The organism is Sphingobacteriales bacterium (genome assembly GCA_016711285.1).
Lineage (GTDB): Bacteria > Bacteroidota > Bacteroidia > Chitinophagales > UBA2359 > JADJTG01.
Map to the genome: position 1 here is coordinate 278,822 of JADJTG010000013.1, position 16,940 is coordinate 295,761.

At 43.2% G+C, this 16,940-nt stretch carries 12 protein-coding genes and 1 pseudogene; 9 read left to right on the top strand and 4 right to left on the bottom strand.

Annotation, left to right across the window (positions count from 1 at the left end; genetic code table 11):
* Positions 1 to 76: 76 nt before the first annotated feature.
* Positions 77 to 1,663: a gamma-glutamyltransferase gene (gene ggt, locus IPL35_10580; GenBank protein ID MBK8443814.1), complete on the bottom strand. Its 1,587-nt coding sequence runs from the start codon at positions 1,661 to 1,663 to the stop codon at positions 77 to 79.
* A gap of 398 nt (positions 1,664 to 2,061) precedes the next feature.
* On the opposite strand from ggt, the gene IPL35_10585 reads away from it, so the two are divergent.
* The 4 genes and pseudogenes from IPL35_10585 to IPL35_10600 all read left to right on the top strand — a co-directional run bounded on the left by IPL35_10585 (position 2,062) and on the right by IPL35_10600 (position 6,987).
* Positions 2,062 to 4,461: an enoyl-CoA hydratase/isomerase family protein gene (locus IPL35_10585; GenBank protein ID MBK8443815.1), complete on the top strand. Its 2,400-nt coding sequence runs from the start codon at positions 2,062 to 2,064 to the stop codon at positions 4,459 to 4,461.
* Between the two features lie 37 nt (positions 4,462 to 4,498).
* Positions 4,499 to 4,763, top strand: a pseudogene (locus IPL35_10590) (DoxX family membrane protein).
* 111 nt (positions 4,764 to 4,874) lie between these two features.
* Entirely contained in the window at positions 4,875 to 6,098 is a 1,224-nt protein-coding gene (gene odhB, locus IPL35_10595) for a 2-oxoglutarate dehydrogenase complex dihydrolipoyllysine-residue succinyltransferase (GenBank protein ID MBK8443816.1), read from the top strand.
* A 163-nt stretch (positions 6,099 to 6,261) separates the two neighbouring features.
* Positions 6,262 to 6,987, top strand: coding sequence for a 16S rRNA (uracil(1498)-N(3))-methyltransferase (locus IPL35_10600; protein MBK8443817.1), 726 nt, complete (start codon positions 6,262 to 6,264; stop codon positions 6,985 to 6,987).
* A 14-nt stretch (positions 6,988 to 7,001) separates the two neighbouring features.
* Here the strand turns inward: IPL35_10600 and IPL35_10605 are convergent, their stop codons facing one another.
* Positions 7,002 to 8,384 carry a histidine--tRNA ligase gene (locus IPL35_10605; protein MBK8443818.1) on the bottom strand — a complete coding sequence of 461 codons (1,383 nt, stop codon included), beginning with the start codon at positions 8,382 to 8,384 and terminating at the stop codon, positions 7,002 to 7,004.
* A gap of 345 nt (positions 8,385 to 8,729) precedes the next feature.
* On the opposite strand from IPL35_10605, the gene IPL35_10610 reads away from it, so the two are divergent.
* Both IPL35_10610 and IPL35_10615 read left to right on the top strand, forming a co-directional pair.
* Positions 8,730 to 9,485: a hypothetical protein gene (locus tag IPL35_10610; protein ID MBK8443819.1), complete on the top strand. Its 756-nt coding sequence runs from the start codon at positions 8,730 to 8,732 to the stop codon at positions 9,483 to 9,485.
* Positions 9,457 to 9,717, top strand: coding sequence for a hypothetical protein (locus tag IPL35_10615; GenBank protein MBK8443820.1), 261 nt, complete (start codon positions 9,457 to 9,459; stop codon positions 9,715 to 9,717). The genes IPL35_10610 and IPL35_10615 overlap by 29 nt, the downstream gene beginning before the upstream one ends.
* Positions 9,718 to 9,859: 142 nt before the next feature.
* Here the strand turns inward: IPL35_10615 and IPL35_10620 are convergent, their stop codons facing one another.
* Together IPL35_10620 and IPL35_10625 are read right to left on the bottom strand one after the other, a co-directional pair.
* Positions 9,860 to 10,804: a peptidylprolyl isomerase gene (locus IPL35_10620; GenBank protein MBK8443821.1), complete on the bottom strand. Its 945-nt coding sequence runs from the start codon at positions 10,802 to 10,804 to the stop codon at positions 9,860 to 9,862.
* Between the two features lie 29 nt (positions 10,805 to 10,833).
* Positions 10,834 to 11,181: a hypothetical protein gene (locus IPL35_10625; protein MBK8443822.1), complete on the bottom strand. Its 348-nt coding sequence runs from the start codon at positions 11,179 to 11,181 to the stop codon at positions 10,834 to 10,836.
* Between the two features lie 314 nt (positions 11,182 to 11,495).
* Here IPL35_10625 and IPL35_10630 point away from each other — a divergent pair, with 314 nt between their 5' ends.
* The 3 genes from IPL35_10630 to IPL35_10640 all read left to right on the top strand — a co-directional run bounded on the left by IPL35_10630 (position 11,496) and on the right by IPL35_10640 (position 16,856).
* On the top strand, positions 11,496 to 12,860 hold the full coding sequence (locus tag IPL35_10630; GenBank protein ID MBK8443823.1) for an OmpA family protein: 1,365 nt from the start codon (positions 11,496 to 11,498) through the stop codon (positions 12,858 to 12,860).
* A 203-nt stretch (positions 12,861 to 13,063) separates the two neighbouring features.
* The gene (locus IPL35_10635) at positions 13,064 to 16,423 is read left to right on the top strand and encodes an isoleucine--tRNA ligase (protein ID MBK8443824.1); all 3,360 of its coding nucleotides are present in this window, start codon (positions 13,064 to 13,066) and stop codon (positions 16,421 to 16,423) included.
* A gap of 55 nt (positions 16,424 to 16,478) precedes the next feature.
* Complete coding sequence (locus tag IPL35_10640; GenBank protein MBK8443825.1) at positions 16,479 to 16,856, top strand: TraR/DksA C4-type zinc finger protein; 378 nt, start codon at positions 16,479 to 16,481, stop codon at positions 16,854 to 16,856.
* Positions 16,857 to 16,940 lie beyond the last annotated feature (84 nt).

The window sequence follows — 16,940 nt, forward strand, 5'->3', positions numbered from 1 at the left end:
TTTTTTTGTTGAACTTATAATCCTTTTCAGTTGCAGAAGGTGTATAATTTTACTCAAAAAACCACACATCATTATCTCAAAAACCTTGTGCCGAATCATCTCCACGCGGGTCGGCTCCGCCCTCTAAAGTGCCATCATCGCGCCGCAAAATGGCTTCTACCCTGCCGATAGGTTCGCGCTCTTTGAGCCTATGTCCCAATGCCTCCAAAGCCGCACGCTGCTGCTCCGAAAAAGTGTCCGTTTCCAAAAAAATCTGGTCGGGCTTCCATTGATGATGAAAACGCGGCAACGCCACCGCCTCTTGCATGCTCAAACCAAATTCTTCTACATTTAATAATGTCTGCAATACCGATGTAATAATCGTAGCACCACCCGGCGCACCCAACACCATATATACTTTTCCATCTTTTTCTGCAATGGTGGGTGTCATCGAACTCAACATGCGCTTGTTTGGTTCAATCGTATTGGCGTTGCTGTTGGCTATCAAACCAAATTGGTTCGGTGTGTTGGATTTTGCACTGAAATCGTCCATTTCGTTGTTCAATAGAAACCCCGCCCCCTGCACAAATACTTTGTTGCCAAAACGACTGTTGAGTGTAGTGGTTAGCGAAATTGCATTTCCTTCGGTATCTATAATAGAAATATGTGTGGTTTCTTCGCTTTCGGCGTGCAGTGTGCCCGCTTGTATATGCTCCGAAGGTGTGGCTTGTTCGGGATTAAAGGAAGCAAAACGCTCTTTTAAATATTGAATATTTAACAAAGATTTTTGCGGAACACGCACAAAATCGGGGTCGCCCATATAAGTGGCACGGTCGGCATAAGCACGCCTTTCGGCTTCTGCGATGGCGTGTACGGCGGCAGTGCTGTGTAAGCCCCATTGTTGCAGCGGTTGATTTTCCAACATGTGCAGAATTTGAAGCAAACAAATACCACCACTTGAAGGCGGCGGCATCGTGATAAGCGACATATTTTTGTAGCTGCCGCGCAAAGGAGTGCGCCATACAGAATGATAGTTGTCCAAATCGGCTTGTGTGATGATGCCTCCGCCGTATTGCATTTCTGCCAGCAGCAAAGCTGCCGTTTGTCCTGCATAAAAACCGGCTCTGCCTCCATCGCGAATACGCGCTAAAGTACCCGCTAAATCTTCTAAGTGTATCGTGTCGTCTGCTGCCCACTCGCCGATTTTTTGAAAATAGTTGAAACGGTTGAGGCGTTCAAAAAGGGCTTTTTCTTTATTGATAAATCCCGCTTCTTTTTCGGTAAGTACAAAGCCATTTCGTGCCAAATCAACGGCGGGCTGTATTAAATCTGCCCAAGGTAATGTCCCAAAACGCTCGTGCATGGCAATGCAACCGTCCACCGTGCCCGGCACACCTGCCGCCAAATGCCCGTCTATACTCAACTGAGGAATTATATTTCCATTGCTATCCAAATACATATCGCGGTGTACGGCGGCGGGGGCTGTTTCGCGAAAATCAAGACAAAACGCTTCGCCTTTGGCACTACGGTATATCAAAAAACCGCCACCGCCTATGTTGCCTGCCTGTGGATATACCACCGCCAACGCCATTTGTACGGCTACAGCGGCATCTATGGCATTGCCGCCTTTTTTTAGTATATCAACTCCTACGCGAGAGGCTTCGGGGTGTGCCGACACTACCATCGCTTGCGCCGCCAAAGTGCCGTATTGGTGTTGAGCGCATATACGGGAATACGGTAACATCAAAAAAATATAAAATAATAAAAAACAAATTCTACTGCTGCAAACCAACATAGGCAGAGGTAGTTTTTATAAAAATAACTCAAAAAAAATAAAGACTTTACATAATAAACAACTCAATATAATTGTTCAAACTATTATTTATTTAAAAGCCGAATTGTATGAACATTTTTCTATTTTTGTGCATTATTTTGGATAAAGAAATGAAAAATGTGCAAACATATTGCTGCAAAAGTAGCGTATCCTTCACAAATTCTGTTTTTCTTTTATAATAAAACCTGTTTTTTCCTTATTATTAAAATTAAGTAAATTTAAAATACACAAACAACACATTTTGTATCATGGCAACATCTCATCGTATTATTAAAAAAGTAGCCGTTTTGGGTTCGGGCGTTATGGGCAGCCGTATTGCCTGTCATTTTGCCAATATCGGCTGCGAAGTATTGTTGTTGGATATTGTTCCGAATGATTTAAAAGAAGAAGAAAAAAATAAACCCGCCGCCCGCAATCGCATTGTTAATGAGTCTTTGCAAGCTACTTTTAAAGCTAATCCGGCGGCTTTGTATCATAAAAAATTCGCTTCGCGTATCCAAACCGGTAACTTTGATGATGATTTGTCCAAAATAAAAAATTGTGACTGGGTGCTGGAAGCCGTAGTAGAGCGTTTGGACATCAAACAGCAATTGTATGCAAAGGTAGAACAACACCGCCGCGCCGGTACGCTTATTACCTCTAATACTTCCGGTATTCCTATTCATTTGCTCGCTCAAGGACGCAGCGATGATTTTAAAGCTAATTTTTGCGGCACACACTTTTTTAATCCGCCGCGCTATTTGCGCCTGCTCGAAATTATCCCCACTCCCGACACGCGTCCCGAAGTTGTAGATTTTTTGATGCACTACGGCGATTTGTTTTTGGGAAAAACCACCGTGCTGTGCAAAGATACCCCCGGCTTTATCGCCAATCGTATCGGCGTATTCGGTATGATGGCTACTTTTAAGCTGATGGGCGAAATGGATATGACCCCTACACAGGTAGATTCACTCACAGGCACTATCGCCGGTCGTCCGAAGTCGGCTACTTTCCGCACCGCCGATGTGGTGGGTTTGGATACGCTTATCAAAGTTGCCAAAGGCTTATACGATAGTGGCGCAAATGACGAAGCCCGCGATATTTTCTTATTGCCCGATTATTTGAAAAAAATGGAAGAGAACAAATGGTTGGGTGATAAAACAAAACAGGGATTTTTCAAAAAAGACCGCGATGAGAAAGGAAAGAGCATCATCAAGGCACTCAACCTCAAAACAATGGAATATGAAACGGAAGCCAAAACCAAATTTGCTGCCGTAGAAGCCGCCAAACCCATTGAAAATTTGCGCGAGCGACTCAAAGTGTTGCACGGCGCAGGCGACAAAGCCGCAGAGTTTTTAAATAAATTGGCATATCAGGTATTTCAATATTGTAGTTTTCGTATTCCCGAAATTGCCGACCATTTGTATCAAATAGATGATGCCATGCGTGCAGGCTTCGGTTGGGAATTAGGACCTTTTGAACTGTGGGACGTGTTGGGTGTGGAAAAAACCGTCAAAAAAATGAGCGACAACGGAAATGCTCCCGCCGCTTGGGTGCAAGAGATGCTAGCAAAAGGAATTTCTTCTTTTTATAAATCCGAAAACGGCAAACGTTTTTGCTATCAGCCTGCTACCCAACAATACGAAGCCATTGCCGGAACAGAGGCTTTGATTATGCTGGATAATTTCCGCGCCCAAAAATCGGTGTGGAGCAATAGCGGCGGCACCCTCCACGACATCGGAGATGGTGTTTTGTGCTTGGAGTTTCATACCAAAATGAATGCCATCGGCGGCGAAGTGCTCGAAGGTATCAACACAGCCATAGACATCGCCGAACAAGAAGGCTGGAAAGGTTTGGTCATTGGTAATGATTCACAGACTTTTTCGGCAGGAGCTAATTTGGGCTTGATTTATATGTTTGCCTTAGAGCAGGAGTTTGATGAGTTGGATATTGCTATTCGTATGTTCCAAAATACAATGATGCGTCTGCGCTTTTGCAATGTGCCTACCGTGGCTGCTCCGCACGGCTTGACACTCGGCGGCGGTTGCGAACTCTCTATGCACTGCGACCGCATTGTGGCGGCTGCCGAAACCTACATTGGTTTGGTAGAAGTAGGTGTAGGGGTAATTCCGGGTGGCGGCGGTACAAAAGAGTTTGTATTGCGGGCTTCGGACAGGTATTTTGAAGGCGATATTGAAATTCCGACTTTGCAAAAATATTTGCTCACCATCGGTAAAGCCGAAGTTGCCACCTCTGCCTACGAAGCCTACGATTTGGGTATTATGCAAGCCGGCAAAGATACGGTTACGCTCAATTTGAGTCGGCAGTTGGCTGATGCGAAAGAGGCAGTATTGGAACTCTACAATGCAGGCTACACCGCTCCTACACCGCGCACCGACATCAAGGTATTGGGCAGACAAGCACTCGGTTCTTTGATAGTAGGTATTGAGCAAATGAAAGCAGGTAATTTTATTTCGGAATACGATGCACACATTGCCAAAAAATTGGCGTATGTGATGTGCGGCGGCGATTTGTCGCAGCCTACTTTGGTATCGGAACAATATTTGCTGGATTTGGAACGCGAAACTTTCTTATCCTTGCTCACCGAACGCAAAACATTAGAACGCATACAAAGTATTCTCACAAGCGGTAAGCCTTTGAGAAATTAGATTTTTAAAATTTTTAAAATAAAAAAAACAACTTTTTATGTCTTTACAAAATACTTCGCTTGGCTTGCTCATTTTGCGCATTTCTTTGGGGTTGATGATGCTTTTGCATGGTATTGCCAAAATAACGCACGGTATTGAGGGCATCAAAGGAATGTTTGGCGCATGCCTCCGACATTTTTACAGTAGGCGAACACGGCGGCTGGGGCGTAGAGTTGGCGGGTTTGTATTTGTTCGGTGCATTGGCTTTGTTTTTTACAGGCGGCGGAAATTATGCACTTTCTACTGCCAATCGCTGGGATTAAATCGGTTTGTACCGCATATTTTTTATTTTACATCAATTTTTATCCTGTAAACTGACAATATAACATACACAGATTTAAGTTTTTTTTATCTTGTAATTTCAATATATCATTATGATAATAGAAGTAAAAGTGCCTTCGGTGGGCGAATCGGTAAATGAAGTAACACTTGCCTCTTGGTTAGTAAAAGACGGCGATATGGTACAAATAGACCAAAGCCTCTGCGAACTGGAGTCTGATAAAGCCTCTATGGAACTGCCCGCCGAAAAAGCGGGTAAAATCAAAATTATTGCTGCAACAGGCAGTGATTTGGGTATCGGTGCCTTGCTGGCTACTATTGATACTGCTGCTGCATCTGCCGCTGCTTCGCCCAAAGCCGACAGCCCCGCCGCGCCGCCGCCAACTGCTCCTGCCCCACCCCCTGCCGTTTCGGGAGGCAGCAACTATGCCGGTGGGCATCCATCGCCGGCTGCTGCCAAGCTCATCGCCGAAAATCAGGTGACAGTGGTACAGGGAACCGGAAAAGACGGGCGCATTACCAAAGAAGATGCACAAAAAGCCATAGAACAAAAAAATAATACGCCTGCGCCACCGCCTGCCGACAGCAAAGCAACGCCGCCGCCTGCTGCCAACGACAACAGAGCTGTACGCCGCGAAAAAATGAGCCGTCTGCGCCGTACTATCGCCGCACATTTGGTAGAAGCTAAAAATACCACTGCCATGCTCACCACTTTCAATGAAGTGGACTTGACAGAAATTATGGCTGTTCGTGCCAAATACAAAGATATTTTCAAAGAAAAACATCAGGTCGGGCTGGGCTTTATGTCGTTTTTTACCAAAGCCTGTTGTGTGGCTTTGTTGGAATTTCCGCCCGTTAATGCTCAAATCAATGGCGATGATATTGTGTATCACGATTTTGTGGACATCAGCGTTGCCGTTTCTACGCCGCGCGGCTTGGTGACACCGGTGGTGCGCAACGCACACGCTATGAATTTGGAGCAAATAGAAAAAGCTATCGGAGAACTTGCCGTGCGCGGACGCGACAATAAACTCGGACTTGATGATATGGAGGGCGGTACATTTACCATCAGCAATGGCGGTGTATTCGGTTCTTTGCTTTCTACGCCTATCATCAATGCACCGCAAACCGCTATTTTGGGTATGCACAAAATTCAAGACCGCCCTATGGTTATCAACGGCGAAATAAAAGTGCGCCCGATGATGTATTTGGCTCTCAGCTACGACCACCGTATTATTGACGGCAAAGAGGCGGTTTCGTTTTTGGTGCGTGTAAAAGAATTGCTCGAAGACCCTATCCGCTTGATGTTGGGCGTGTAATGAGCGAGAAAAAAGAGACGCAGTTTTCTTTTGTTCTTTTGTATTGATTTGTATTTTTATATACTCCCTTCTTCAAAAAAGAGGCGAAATATTTATTCATCATTATTTTTTGTTTCCGCTGCAAAATTCTTTGTGTTATTTTGCAGCGGAATTTTTTTTTCAGATGCAATTATTTTATCAGGCGGATATTGACAAGGGCAGCCTTTTTTTGGATAGCGAAGAAGCGCGTCACGCTGCCAAAGTATTGCGCAAAAATGCAGGCGATTTGCTACATGTTACTGATGGCAAAGGAAATTTGTATGAGGTTCAGATTACTCAAATTACCTACGAGCGTTGTTTGTTTCGTGTGTTGGGGGTAAAAAATACAGCACCGCCGCCTTTTTTGCATATCGCTGTTGCGCCTACTAAAAATTTAGACCGCTTTGAATGGTTGGTGGAAAAATGTACCGAATTTGGCGTTACCCATATTACGCCTTTGCTCACGCAACGCTGCGAATTGCGCCAGCATATTAAATTGGAACGCCTCCAAAAAATTGCCGCCGCTGCCATGAAACAATCGCTCAAATATCATTTGCCCCTCATACAACCCGCCCTTGATTTGGCTGCTTTTCTTCGGCAGCACGGAAATGGTGCTTTGCCCTCTTCCGAAGCGGAGCAGCGTTTTATCGCTTATATTGAAACGCCGCCACCGCCACATCTCAAAAGTTGCTATGTCGCTCCGCTCCCTGTGTGTGTGCTCATCGGTCCCGAAGGCGACTTCACAGAGGCAGAAGTGGCGGCTTGTGAGGCTTGCGGCTTTGAGCGGGTATCGTTGGGCGGTAGCCGCCTACGCACCGAAACGGCAGCCATCGCCGCTTGTCATCTGATTCAGGTGTTGCGGGAGCAGTAGTGCGGTGCTTTTTTTTATTTTACCCCAAAAAAACTCAATAATTCATCTGCCCGCATATCGCGTTGCTCGCCGCTTTCCATGTTTTTGAGTGTAAAAGTGCCGCTTTGCATTTCGTTGCTGCCGATGAATATTACATGTGGAATTTTTTTATCGTTGGCATAGTTCATCGCTTTTTTGAGTTTTTTGCCGCTTACCAATTCGGGGTACAACTCGGCGGCAATGCCCGCCTGACGCACCGACTGCACCGTGCGAATGGCAAAGGGCAGTGCGTTTTCTTCAAAAGCCAAAATGAGCAGACGACTACTGAAAAAATCTTTTTCCCCAAAAATGCCCAGAGCTTCCATTAAATCATAAATTCTGTCTAAACCAAACGACATACCCACGCCCGACATACCCTGCCAACCGAAAATGCCCGTGAGGTTGTCGTATCTGCCGCCGCCGACTACTGTTCCTAACTTTACCGAAGTGGGTACGGTTTCCAATACTACACCTGTGTAGTAGCTCAAGCCGCGTGCCAGCAGCGGATCTAAAGCGATATTTTGATGCGCCGCTTCGCCTTTGGCGTAGTTCAGATATTGCAGCAGTTGTTCCATATCTGCCAAACCCGCTTGGGCTGTTTCGGAGGAGGCGAGCAGGTTTTTGAGTTGGCGGCATACTTCGACGGGTGAGTCTGCGGCGAGTTGTATAAAATGTTGTAATGAGTCGCTGTGTGTGTCGATGCCGCGTGCTTGTAATTCGGCGCATACGCCGTCAAACCCTATTTTATCCAATTTATCCACCGCCACTGTAAATTCCTGAAAATTGTCTTTTGCGCCGCACACTTCCGCTACGCCTTCGAGAATTTTGCGGTGGTTGATTTTTATACTAAAATCTTGAATACCTAATTCCCCGAACACTTCCTGAATAATGGCGATGAGTTCCATTTCGCAGAGTAGGCTGTCTGTGCCGATGATGTCGCCATCGCATTGATAAAACTCGCGGTAGCGTCCTTTTTGCGGACGGTCGGCACGCCACACCGGTTGTATTTGGTAGCGTTTGAAAGGAAAAGCGAGTTGTTCGCGGTTCATTACCACAAAGCGTGCAAAAGGTACGGTGAGGTCGTAGCGCAAACCTTTGTCGCTGATGTGAGGCAGCAATTTTTTGGCGTTTTTTTCCTCCATAACTGCTTCGGGGCATTTTGCCAAAAAATCGCCGGAGTTGAGAATTTTAAACAAAAGCTGGTCGCCTTCGTCGCCGTATTTGCCGCTCAATGTACTTAGATTTTCCATTGCGGGTGTTTCCAAGGGCAAAAAACCATATCGCTCATAAGCGCGGCGAATGGTGTTGATGATGTATTGGCGTTTGGCGACCTGCTCCGGTGCAAAATCGCGTGTGCCGCTGGGTATGGAGGGTTTCATAAGATTTTTTTGTTAAAAAAGGACAGGCGAAATTAGCCATAAAAATCTATTTTAGTATATACTGGTCGTTTTTCCTTGCGGGTGAGCGGTTATTTTTGAAAGGAATGAAATGTATGTTTTCTGTGCCACAAAAAAACTTTTACAAAACAATGACAAAAAAACGACTCCTAAATTTGGTGCGTTGAAAAAGATGCGGTTAATTAGTTCCGTTATTATATTAAAAAAAAATAACTCTGCGCCTTTGCGCCTTAGCGGTAAAAAAGATACTAACCGCAAAGACGCAGAGATGCGAAGAGAAAGAACATAAAAGGCGATATTTTTAATTCAATTCTCAATTTTTTCTTTATGAAAACAAAACAAATTTTATTGCACCCTCGCTGGCTGCTGCTGTTTTTACTATTTGCCTATCTATTTGTGGCACCGCCGCCCGAAGCCCGCGCTCAAAACACTGAGTTTGCGCCCATTGGGGCGAAGTGGTGGTATGCTCAACGTTCGCCTGTGGGACCTCCTGACTATTGGACTGTTACTATGGAATGTATAGGCAATACTCTGATTGAAAATACAACCTGCAAAATTTTAGAATTGCGCTCCCTTTCTTTTGTTGATACTTTATATATACACGAACAAAATGGCTTGGTGAAACTATATGACGGGCAAGATTTTTTTACTTTATATGATTTTAATGCGGAAATCGGCGATACATGGAACACAAAAATAATAAGTGATTTATACTCCTCAAATTATTATGATGTAACCGCCATTGTTGATTCTATTAATTACCAAACTATAGAGGGTGTTATTACTAAAAATCAGTATATACATTTTATAATTAGTGATAGTGTAGAACAACAACTTGCTGATGAAACTGGTATTTGGATGATTGAAAACACAAAAATCAATAGTTTGTATGGTGCGACTCCTTTTTTTATTTATAATTTTCTTATTTTGGATGATGGTGGGGAAGGAGTTTTACATTGCTATCAAGATGATGCAATTGCAATTACTTTGGTAATAGACCCTTACTACGCCAATGGCAGCGACGATTGCGATTATTCATTGATGTATGGAGTAGATGACGACAGAGCAGATACGTCCTGTTGAAATAGCTGTATTTCCTGAAAAACTAATCTTTACAATCCCCGATTTTTCGGTATATGATACTGCGGAATGTATGTTGCTGTCGTGTAATGGTCAAACATTGGCACAATTTCCTGTTCGTGAGCCTTCTACCGAAATATCTACGGCACATTTAGCCGCTGGAGTGTATATTGTTTTATTAAGAGATACAACAAATAACCAAATTTTTTACACCACTAAATTTTATAAATTATGAGCCTTCTGCTACTCTCTCCTACTTTTGAACTCGGTTAGCTTGGTTCTGCTTAACTTTGTCAAAGTTCTGATAAAAATTTCCCGCCTTCGGAAAGGAAGGATTGAGGAAGGTAGTGAAAATTCTCAGCAAGAGTTGAGGGAGCTTACTTCAACATCTTCACCGTCATGGGTATATCTTTAAAAGGGCGGCTCTGTGGATTGCTGCCTACCATTGCAATGCGGTCAATTACATCAAGTCCTTCTATTACTTCGCCAAATACAGTATAGTCGCCGTCTAAAAATGGCGCACCGCCCAAAGTAGTATAGATATCCACACTGCTTTTAGCCAATTTGCGTTTAGTTACTTTTTCCACTTGCGCCAACTCTACTGGCGAAAACTTTTGCCCCTGTACCAAATAAAATTGAGAGCCGTTCGATTCCTTTTTCGGATTTACGGCATCGCCCATACGCGCCGCCGCCAAAGCACCGCGCTTATGAATGAGGTCGGGAACGAACTCGGCGGGAATGTTGTAGCCCGGTCCGCCGTTGCCCAATTTTTGGTTGGGAGTGGCAAGTTTGGAGTCGGGGTCGCCGCCCTGAATCATAAAATTCATCATCACCCGATGAAACAGCGTTCCGTCATAAAAACCCTCTTTCGTCAATTTTATGAAATTGTCGCGGTGGCGCGGTGTTTGATTGTAGAGTTTTACCTTCATATCGCCCAGTTCAGTGCTGATAAGTGCCACATGCACCGGCTCTATATGCAGCAGCACCGTAGCCGTGTCGCATTGTTTGTGGTTGTCGCATACCATATATTCAAAGGTTTCATCGCCACTGAAATTGCGCTCAGGCAAAAAACTAAGCGTACCTTTTTTGATCGTCACTTTGCCCCGCAGCAAAGCGATATTTTTTAAAATCTTTACACTGTTGCTGTCTATGGCTTGTTCGGGGTCTTTGTCGTTTGCCAGCAAATCCAACACTATTTCCGTGCCTTCATCGGCGGTGGCTTTGTCGGCGGTGGCGGTAGGCTTCAAATTATCTTCGGTTTTGCAAGAAAATGAAAAAATTATCAACAATGTAATGCCGAAAAAAGAAAAAATATTTTTCATTCGTATTTTTAAAAAAATATAAAAACAGTTTAAATGTTATTAATGTATTCAAGAACTAATTGTTTCAGAAGCGTTTCCTGTTCTTTTAATCCTGCGGGTGCTGTTTTTTGCGAATTGGAGCTATAATGTGGCCAGCCCTCCTCATCATAATGCGAAAAATCATAATATCCCTCTTTGCTCATCAATTTGCAAACTGCAATGTGCATTAAATCTTGCTTCTCTTCTTTCGTAAAAGCCCGCTGAAGTTGTCCCAACTCCTGCACTCCGATTAAAAAAAGCACCGCTTCCATAGTCGGTTTGCGCTTAAAATGCCCTTTGAGGCGGTATAATAAACGCTGCCACTCTACTTCTAAATTTCTTTTATCTTCTTCATTCATACTATCTACAATCAATTGCGCTGCAAATTTATGCCTGTCAAGTGAAAAATATTCAATAAAATGAATAATCTTTTATAAAATCAGATAAATTATATTTCGGTGAAACTATTTCTGCAATTTTACAGTTATGAGCGTTTATGGTGAACGATTATTGATAAAATACTATTTATATAAATATAAAAAAATATTATCAATCTTGTGACTTTTTATAACATTATACTTCAAAATAAGATACTTTATATTTAAATCATAAATTATAACAGCACATTTTTTAATTAATTAACACAAACACAAAACAAATTTAAAAAAAAACAATGAATATCAATTTATTAGATTTGCTGAAAAGCGAAGTCGGCTCGCAAGGTATCCAAATGGTAAGCCGTTATTTGGGCGAAAGCGAAAGCGGCACACAAAAAGCATTTGACAGCGTTCTGCCTTCAGTATTGGGTGGTTTGATGTCTAAAGCAGCTACTCCCAACGGAGGCGGTGCTATTATGGATATGTTGAGCGGCGGCAACAACAATGGCAGCATTTTCAATAATCTTTTGGGCTTATTGGGTAGCGGCGACAAAATCAAATCCTTGTTGGATATGGGCGCACCTTTGTTGAACAGCTTGTTTGGCAACCGCTTGGGTAGCATCGTTGATTTGGTAGCAGGTGCTTCGGGCGTAAGCAAAAGCTCTTCAGGTTCTTTGTTGAGCTTGGCGATGCCTTTGATACTCGGTATGTTGGGCAAACAAAAAAGCGCACTTGGCTTAGATGCCGGCGGTTTGATGAAATTGCTCTTCAGCCAAAAAGACTATGTAAAAGCCGCTGCTCCTGCCGGATTGGCAAGTGCTTTGGGCATTTCAAGTTTTGATAGCCTGAGCGACAGCGTTTCGGGTGCAGTGCGTACTGCTTCGCACAATGTGGAGCGCACAGTAAATACAACAGTAAGAGAAACCGAGAAAGCCAGCAGTGGTGGCGGTTTTGGTAAATTTTTACCTTGGTTGTTGTTGTTGGCTTTGTTGGGCTTATTGTGGTGGATGCTCAAAGGTTGTGGCGGCGAAAAAGCTGTAGATGCTACTAAAGATGCCGTAGGCACTGCTGTAGAAACTACAAAGGATGCCGCTGCTACTACTGTAGATGCTGCTAAAGATGCCGCTGCTACTACCGCTACTGCCGTAGATAGCGCAGCAAGTGCCGTAAGCACTACCGTTAATAGTGCTTGGGCTGCTTTGGGTAATTTCTTCAAAACAAAACTCCCTAATGGTGTTGAATTGAACATTCCAGAAAAAGGTGTTGAAAATAAATTAATCAAATTTATTGAAGACAAAAACGCCGCCGTAAGCAAAGATTTGTGGTTCAGCTTCGACCGCCTCTTGTTTGATACCGGAAAATCTACCCTCAAACCCGAATCTCAAGAACAGTTGAAAAACACCGCTGAAATTATGAAAGCCTTCCCTAATGTTGAAATCAAATTGGGTGGCTACACAGACAACGTAGGTAATGCGGCTGCCAACAAAAAATTGTCAGAAGAACGTGCTAAAAATGTAATGGCAGAATTGATGAAGTTGGGCGTAGCTGCTAAACGTATGGCTGCCGAAGGTTATGGTCAGGAGCACCCCGTGGCTTCTAACGATACCGAGGAAGGTCGCGCACAGAATCGCCGTATTGATATTCGCGTTACTAAAAAATAATCAAGAAATAGAGTTTTTCTCTTTTTAATTGTTTATAAACAGCAAAACCTGAACTCCCCCATAGGTTCGGGTTTTGCTGTTTTTGTTTAAATATTTCTGCGTTTTTCAAATAAACTTTCACTCCTGCTTAATTGTTTGAAATACAAAGAAATGCTCTTTTTTATATAAAAATAAGTACCTTTGCGGCGTTTTTTAGATTTGTAATGACACCGTACAATATGACTACGCAAAATCCTCTTTACCGTACCGAAAAACAATTTAACCTGCCTGCCATTGAGCGCGAAATTTTACAATTTTGGGCAGATGAATATATTTTTGAAAAAAGCGTTTCCGCACGCCCTGCCGATAATACCTTTGTATTTTATGAAGGTCCGCCTTCTGCCAACGGTATGCCCGGTATTCACCATGTGATGGCTCGCACGGTAAAGGATATTTTTTGCCGTTATAAAACACTCAAAGGGTTCAGGGTGTATCGCAAAGCAGGCTGGGATACACACGGCTTGCCCATAGAACTGAGCGTAGAAAAAACATTGGGTATCGGCAAAGAAGACATCGGTAAAAAAATTACCGTAGAAGCCTACAACGAAACTTGCCGCCGCGAGGTGATGAAATATCAGGATAAATGGGAAACGCTCACGCACAATATGGGCTTTTGGTTGGATATGGAACACCCCTACATCACCTACGACAATAATTATATTGAAACGCTCTGGTGGTTGTTGCAAAAATTTTATCAAAAAGGTTATCTGTACAAAGGTTATACTATTCAGCCTTATTCGCCGGCGGCAGGCACAGGATTATCCAGCCACGAACTCAACCAACCCGGTTGCTACCGCGATGTCACCGACACCAGTGTAACGGGAATGTTTAAACTCTTGCGCAATGCACAGGCGGAGTGGCTCTTTGAAAATGCCGATGAAGATGTGCGCTTCTTGGCTTGGACCACCACGCCCTGGACACTTCCTTCCAATACCGCTTTGGCAGTGGGCAGCAATATTACTTATTTAAAAATAAAAACTTTTAATCCTTACACCCACGCTCCCGTGAGTGTGATTATGGCAAAAGATTTATTGCTCTCTTATTTTAAACCCGAACAGGAAGGAAATTTGGCGCAATACGACCCCTCGCAAAAAACTATTCCGTATCAAATTGTCGGAGAATTTGAGGGTAAACAATTAGATGCTCTGCGCTACGAACAATTATTGCCGTATTCGCAGCCCGACAACGGCGATGCTTTTCGTGTGCTTTTGGGAGATTTTGTAACCACCGAAGACGGAACGGGCATTGTGCATATTGCACCCAGTTTTGGTGCCGACGACTTGCGCGTGGCTCGCCAATATGGGGTCGGTTCTTTGACTTTGGTGGATAAAGAAGGAAAATTTATAGATGAAGTCACCGACTTTGCCGGTCGCTATGTAAAAAACTACAAAGACCAAAGCGATTATGTTTCTGTAGATGTTGATATTGCCGTAAAACTTAAAAAAGAAAATAAGGCATTTAAAATAGAAAAATTCTCTCATAATTATCCACATTGCTGGCGCACCGATAAGCCGGTTATTTATTATCCTTTGGATTCGTGGTTTATCAAAACATCGGCGGCAAAAGAGCGCATGGCTGCCCTCAACGAAACCATCAATTGGAAACCTGAAAATACCGGAACAGGGCGTTTTGGCAAATGGCTGGAAAATCTCCAAGACTGGAATTTGTCGCGCTCCCGTTTTTGGGGTACGCCACTCCCTATTTGGCGCAGCGAAGATGGCAGCGAAGAAAAATGTATCGGCTCATTGGCAGAACTGCGCAGCGAAGTGAAAAAATCGGTGGTGGCAGGACTGATGCGCGAAGAACTGCACCCCAATTTTGATTTGCACAAACCCTTTGTGGATAAAGTAATATTGGTGTCGGATAGTGGCAAGCCTATGTATCGCGAGAGCGACTTGGTAGATGTGTGGTTTGATAGTGGTGCTATGCCTTATGCACAATGGCATTTTCCTTTTGAAAACGAAGATAAATTTCGCCTGAACTTTCCCGCCGACTTTATCGCCGAAGGTGTTGACCAAACAAGAGGCTGGTTTTATACCCTCCACGCCATCGCGGTGATGCTGTTTGATAGTGTGGCATTTAAAAACGTTATTTCAAACGGATTGGTACTGGATAAAAACGGTAATAAAATGAGCAAACGCTTGGGAAATACCGTTAATCCTTTTGAAACCATCGCTGCTCACGGTGCCGATGCTACTCGCTGGTATATGATTTCCAACAGTCAGCCCTGGGATAACTTAAAGTTTGACATGGACGGTCTTACCGAAGCACAACGTCAGTTTTTTGGTACGTTGTTCAATACATATTCTTTTTTTGCCATTTATGCCAATATTGACTATTTTGTACCCAACGAACAGCAGGTAATTCCGATTGGTGAACGACCTTTGCTGGACAGATGGGTTATTTCCAAACTGCAATCGCTGAAAAAAGAAGTTGATGCCGCTTACAGCGAATACGAACCCACCAAAGCCGCCCGTCTTATCGGCGATTTTGTAGATGCGCACCTGAGTAATTGGTATGTGCGCCTCAATCGTCGCCGTTTTTGGAAAAATGACGAACCCGCCGACAAACGCGCCGCCTACGAAACCCTTTACGAGTGTTTGATGAGCGTGGCGCAATTGATGAGCCCCATTACGCCTTTCTTCTCCGATTGGCTGTATCGCAGCCTCAGCGACCCTATTCGCGCCACCGCCATACAGCACAAAACACCACTCGCTGCTGTTTCTGTTCATTTATCCGACTGGGGCGAAGCACAAACCGACCTCATCAACCCCGATTTGGAAGAAGCTATGCGCTTGGCTCAAAATACCACCTCTTTGGTGCTGGCATTGCGCAAAAAAGAAAAAATAAAAGTGCGCCAACCTCTCCAACGCATTTTAGTGCCTGTAATTGATGCAGCCCAGCAAGCAGCATTTGAACATGTAAAGGATATTATCCTTACCGAAGTGAACGTGAAAGAAATAGAATATGTAACCGAAGACAGTGGTATGTTTACGAAATCCGTAAAACCTAATTTTAAACTTTTAGGGGCGCGGTTGGGTCATAAAATGGCGACGGTAAAAAATGAAATAGAAAAATTAAATCAGGAAGAAATAAGAGCATTTGAAAAAAATGGGCTTCTAACGTTAAATATTGACGATGAAACAGTGACCATTGATAAAAATGAAGTCGCAATAAGTAGCAAAGATGTTCCCGGTTGGTTGGTAAACAGTATTGATGGTATCACCATTGCTTTGGATATTCATATCAGCGAAGCACTGAAAAACGAAGGATATGCCCGCGAAATTGTCAATAAAATACAAAATATTCGCAAAGAATTGGATTTGAACGTTACCACACGTTTGCGCGTTGTCTTATCAGAAGAAGTGGTGCTATTGCCCGCTATTCAAACCTATCACAATTATATTTGCAGTGAAACGTTAATAGAACATTTAGATATTCAGCCAAAAACACAAACAGAAGACTGGCAACAAACCCTTGATATCAATGGAGAGCCTTTGAATATCATTATTCATTACTCCTAAACCCTAATATTTTATATACATTCAATTAATCATTTATTTTAATTTTCTACTGCGTATGGATACTTTAGAAAAAAATTACTACACTGACGAAGAACTACAAGAATTTAAAGACATAATTTTGAAAAAGTTAAATACGGCAAAAGATGAATTTAATTACTTGCAGGAGCAAATAAAAAATTCCGGTGAAGAGTTGCAAGACGGCAAACTGAGCGGTTTGGAAGATGGATCTTCTACGCTTGAAAAAGAGCATCTCAACAAATTGATGGCACGCCAAGCGCAATATATCCAAAACCTTAATAATGCACTCATTCGTATTAAAAACAAAACGTATGGTGTGTGTCGTATTACCGGAAAACTTATCGGTAAAGACCGTTTGAGAGCCGTGCCGCATGCTACGCTCAGTATTGAAGCAAAAAACGGAGAAAGGAAATAAAAAACAGTAGTGTTTTTTTGTGATAAAAAAAGCGTGTTTTTAGTGTAGAAATACTACCTGAAAACACGCTTTTTCTTTTTTTTA

Excerpts from the sequence above, each read along its gene's own strand:
- ggt (MBK8443814.1), bottom strand. The coding sequence starts at position 1,663 with ATGGTAGTGTCGGCACACCCCGAAGCCTCTCGCGTAGGAGTTGATATA.
- IPL35_10585 (MBK8443815.1), top strand. The coding sequence starts at position 2,062 with ATGGCAACATCTCATCGTATTATTAAAAAAGTAGCCGTTTTGGGTTCG.
- odhB (MBK8443816.1), top strand. The coding sequence starts at position 4,875 with ATGATAATAGAAGTAAAAGTGCCTTCGGTGGGCGAATCGGTAAATGAA.
- IPL35_10600 (MBK8443817.1), top strand. The coding sequence starts at position 6,262 with ATGCAATTATTTTATCAGGCGGATATTGACAAGGGCAGCCTTTTTTTG.
- IPL35_10605 (MBK8443818.1), bottom strand. The coding sequence starts at position 8,384 with ATGAAACCCTCCATACCCAGCGGCACACGCGATTTTGCACCGGAGCAG.
- IPL35_10610 (MBK8443819.1), top strand. The coding sequence starts at position 8,730 with ATGAAAACAAAACAAATTTTATTGCACCCTCGCTGGCTGCTGCTGTTT.
- IPL35_10615 (MBK8443820.1), top strand. The coding sequence starts at position 9,457 with ATGACGACAGAGCAGATACGTCCTGTTGAAATAGCTGTATTTCCTGAA.
- IPL35_10620 (MBK8443821.1), bottom strand. The coding sequence starts at position 10,804 with ATGAAAAATATTTTTTCTTTTTTCGGCATTACATTGTTGATAATTTTT.
- IPL35_10625 (MBK8443822.1), bottom strand. The coding sequence starts at position 11,181 with ATGAATGAAGAAGATAAAAGAAATTTAGAAGTAGAGTGGCAGCGTTTA.
- IPL35_10630 (MBK8443823.1), top strand. The coding sequence starts at position 11,496 with ATGAATATCAATTTATTAGATTTGCTGAAAAGCGAAGTCGGCTCGCAA.
- IPL35_10635 (MBK8443824.1), top strand. The coding sequence starts at position 13,064 with ATGACACCGTACAATATGACTACGCAAAATCCTCTTTACCGTACCGAA.
- IPL35_10640 (MBK8443825.1), top strand. The coding sequence starts at position 16,479 with ATGGATACTTTAGAAAAAAATTACTACACTGACGAAGAACTACAAGAA.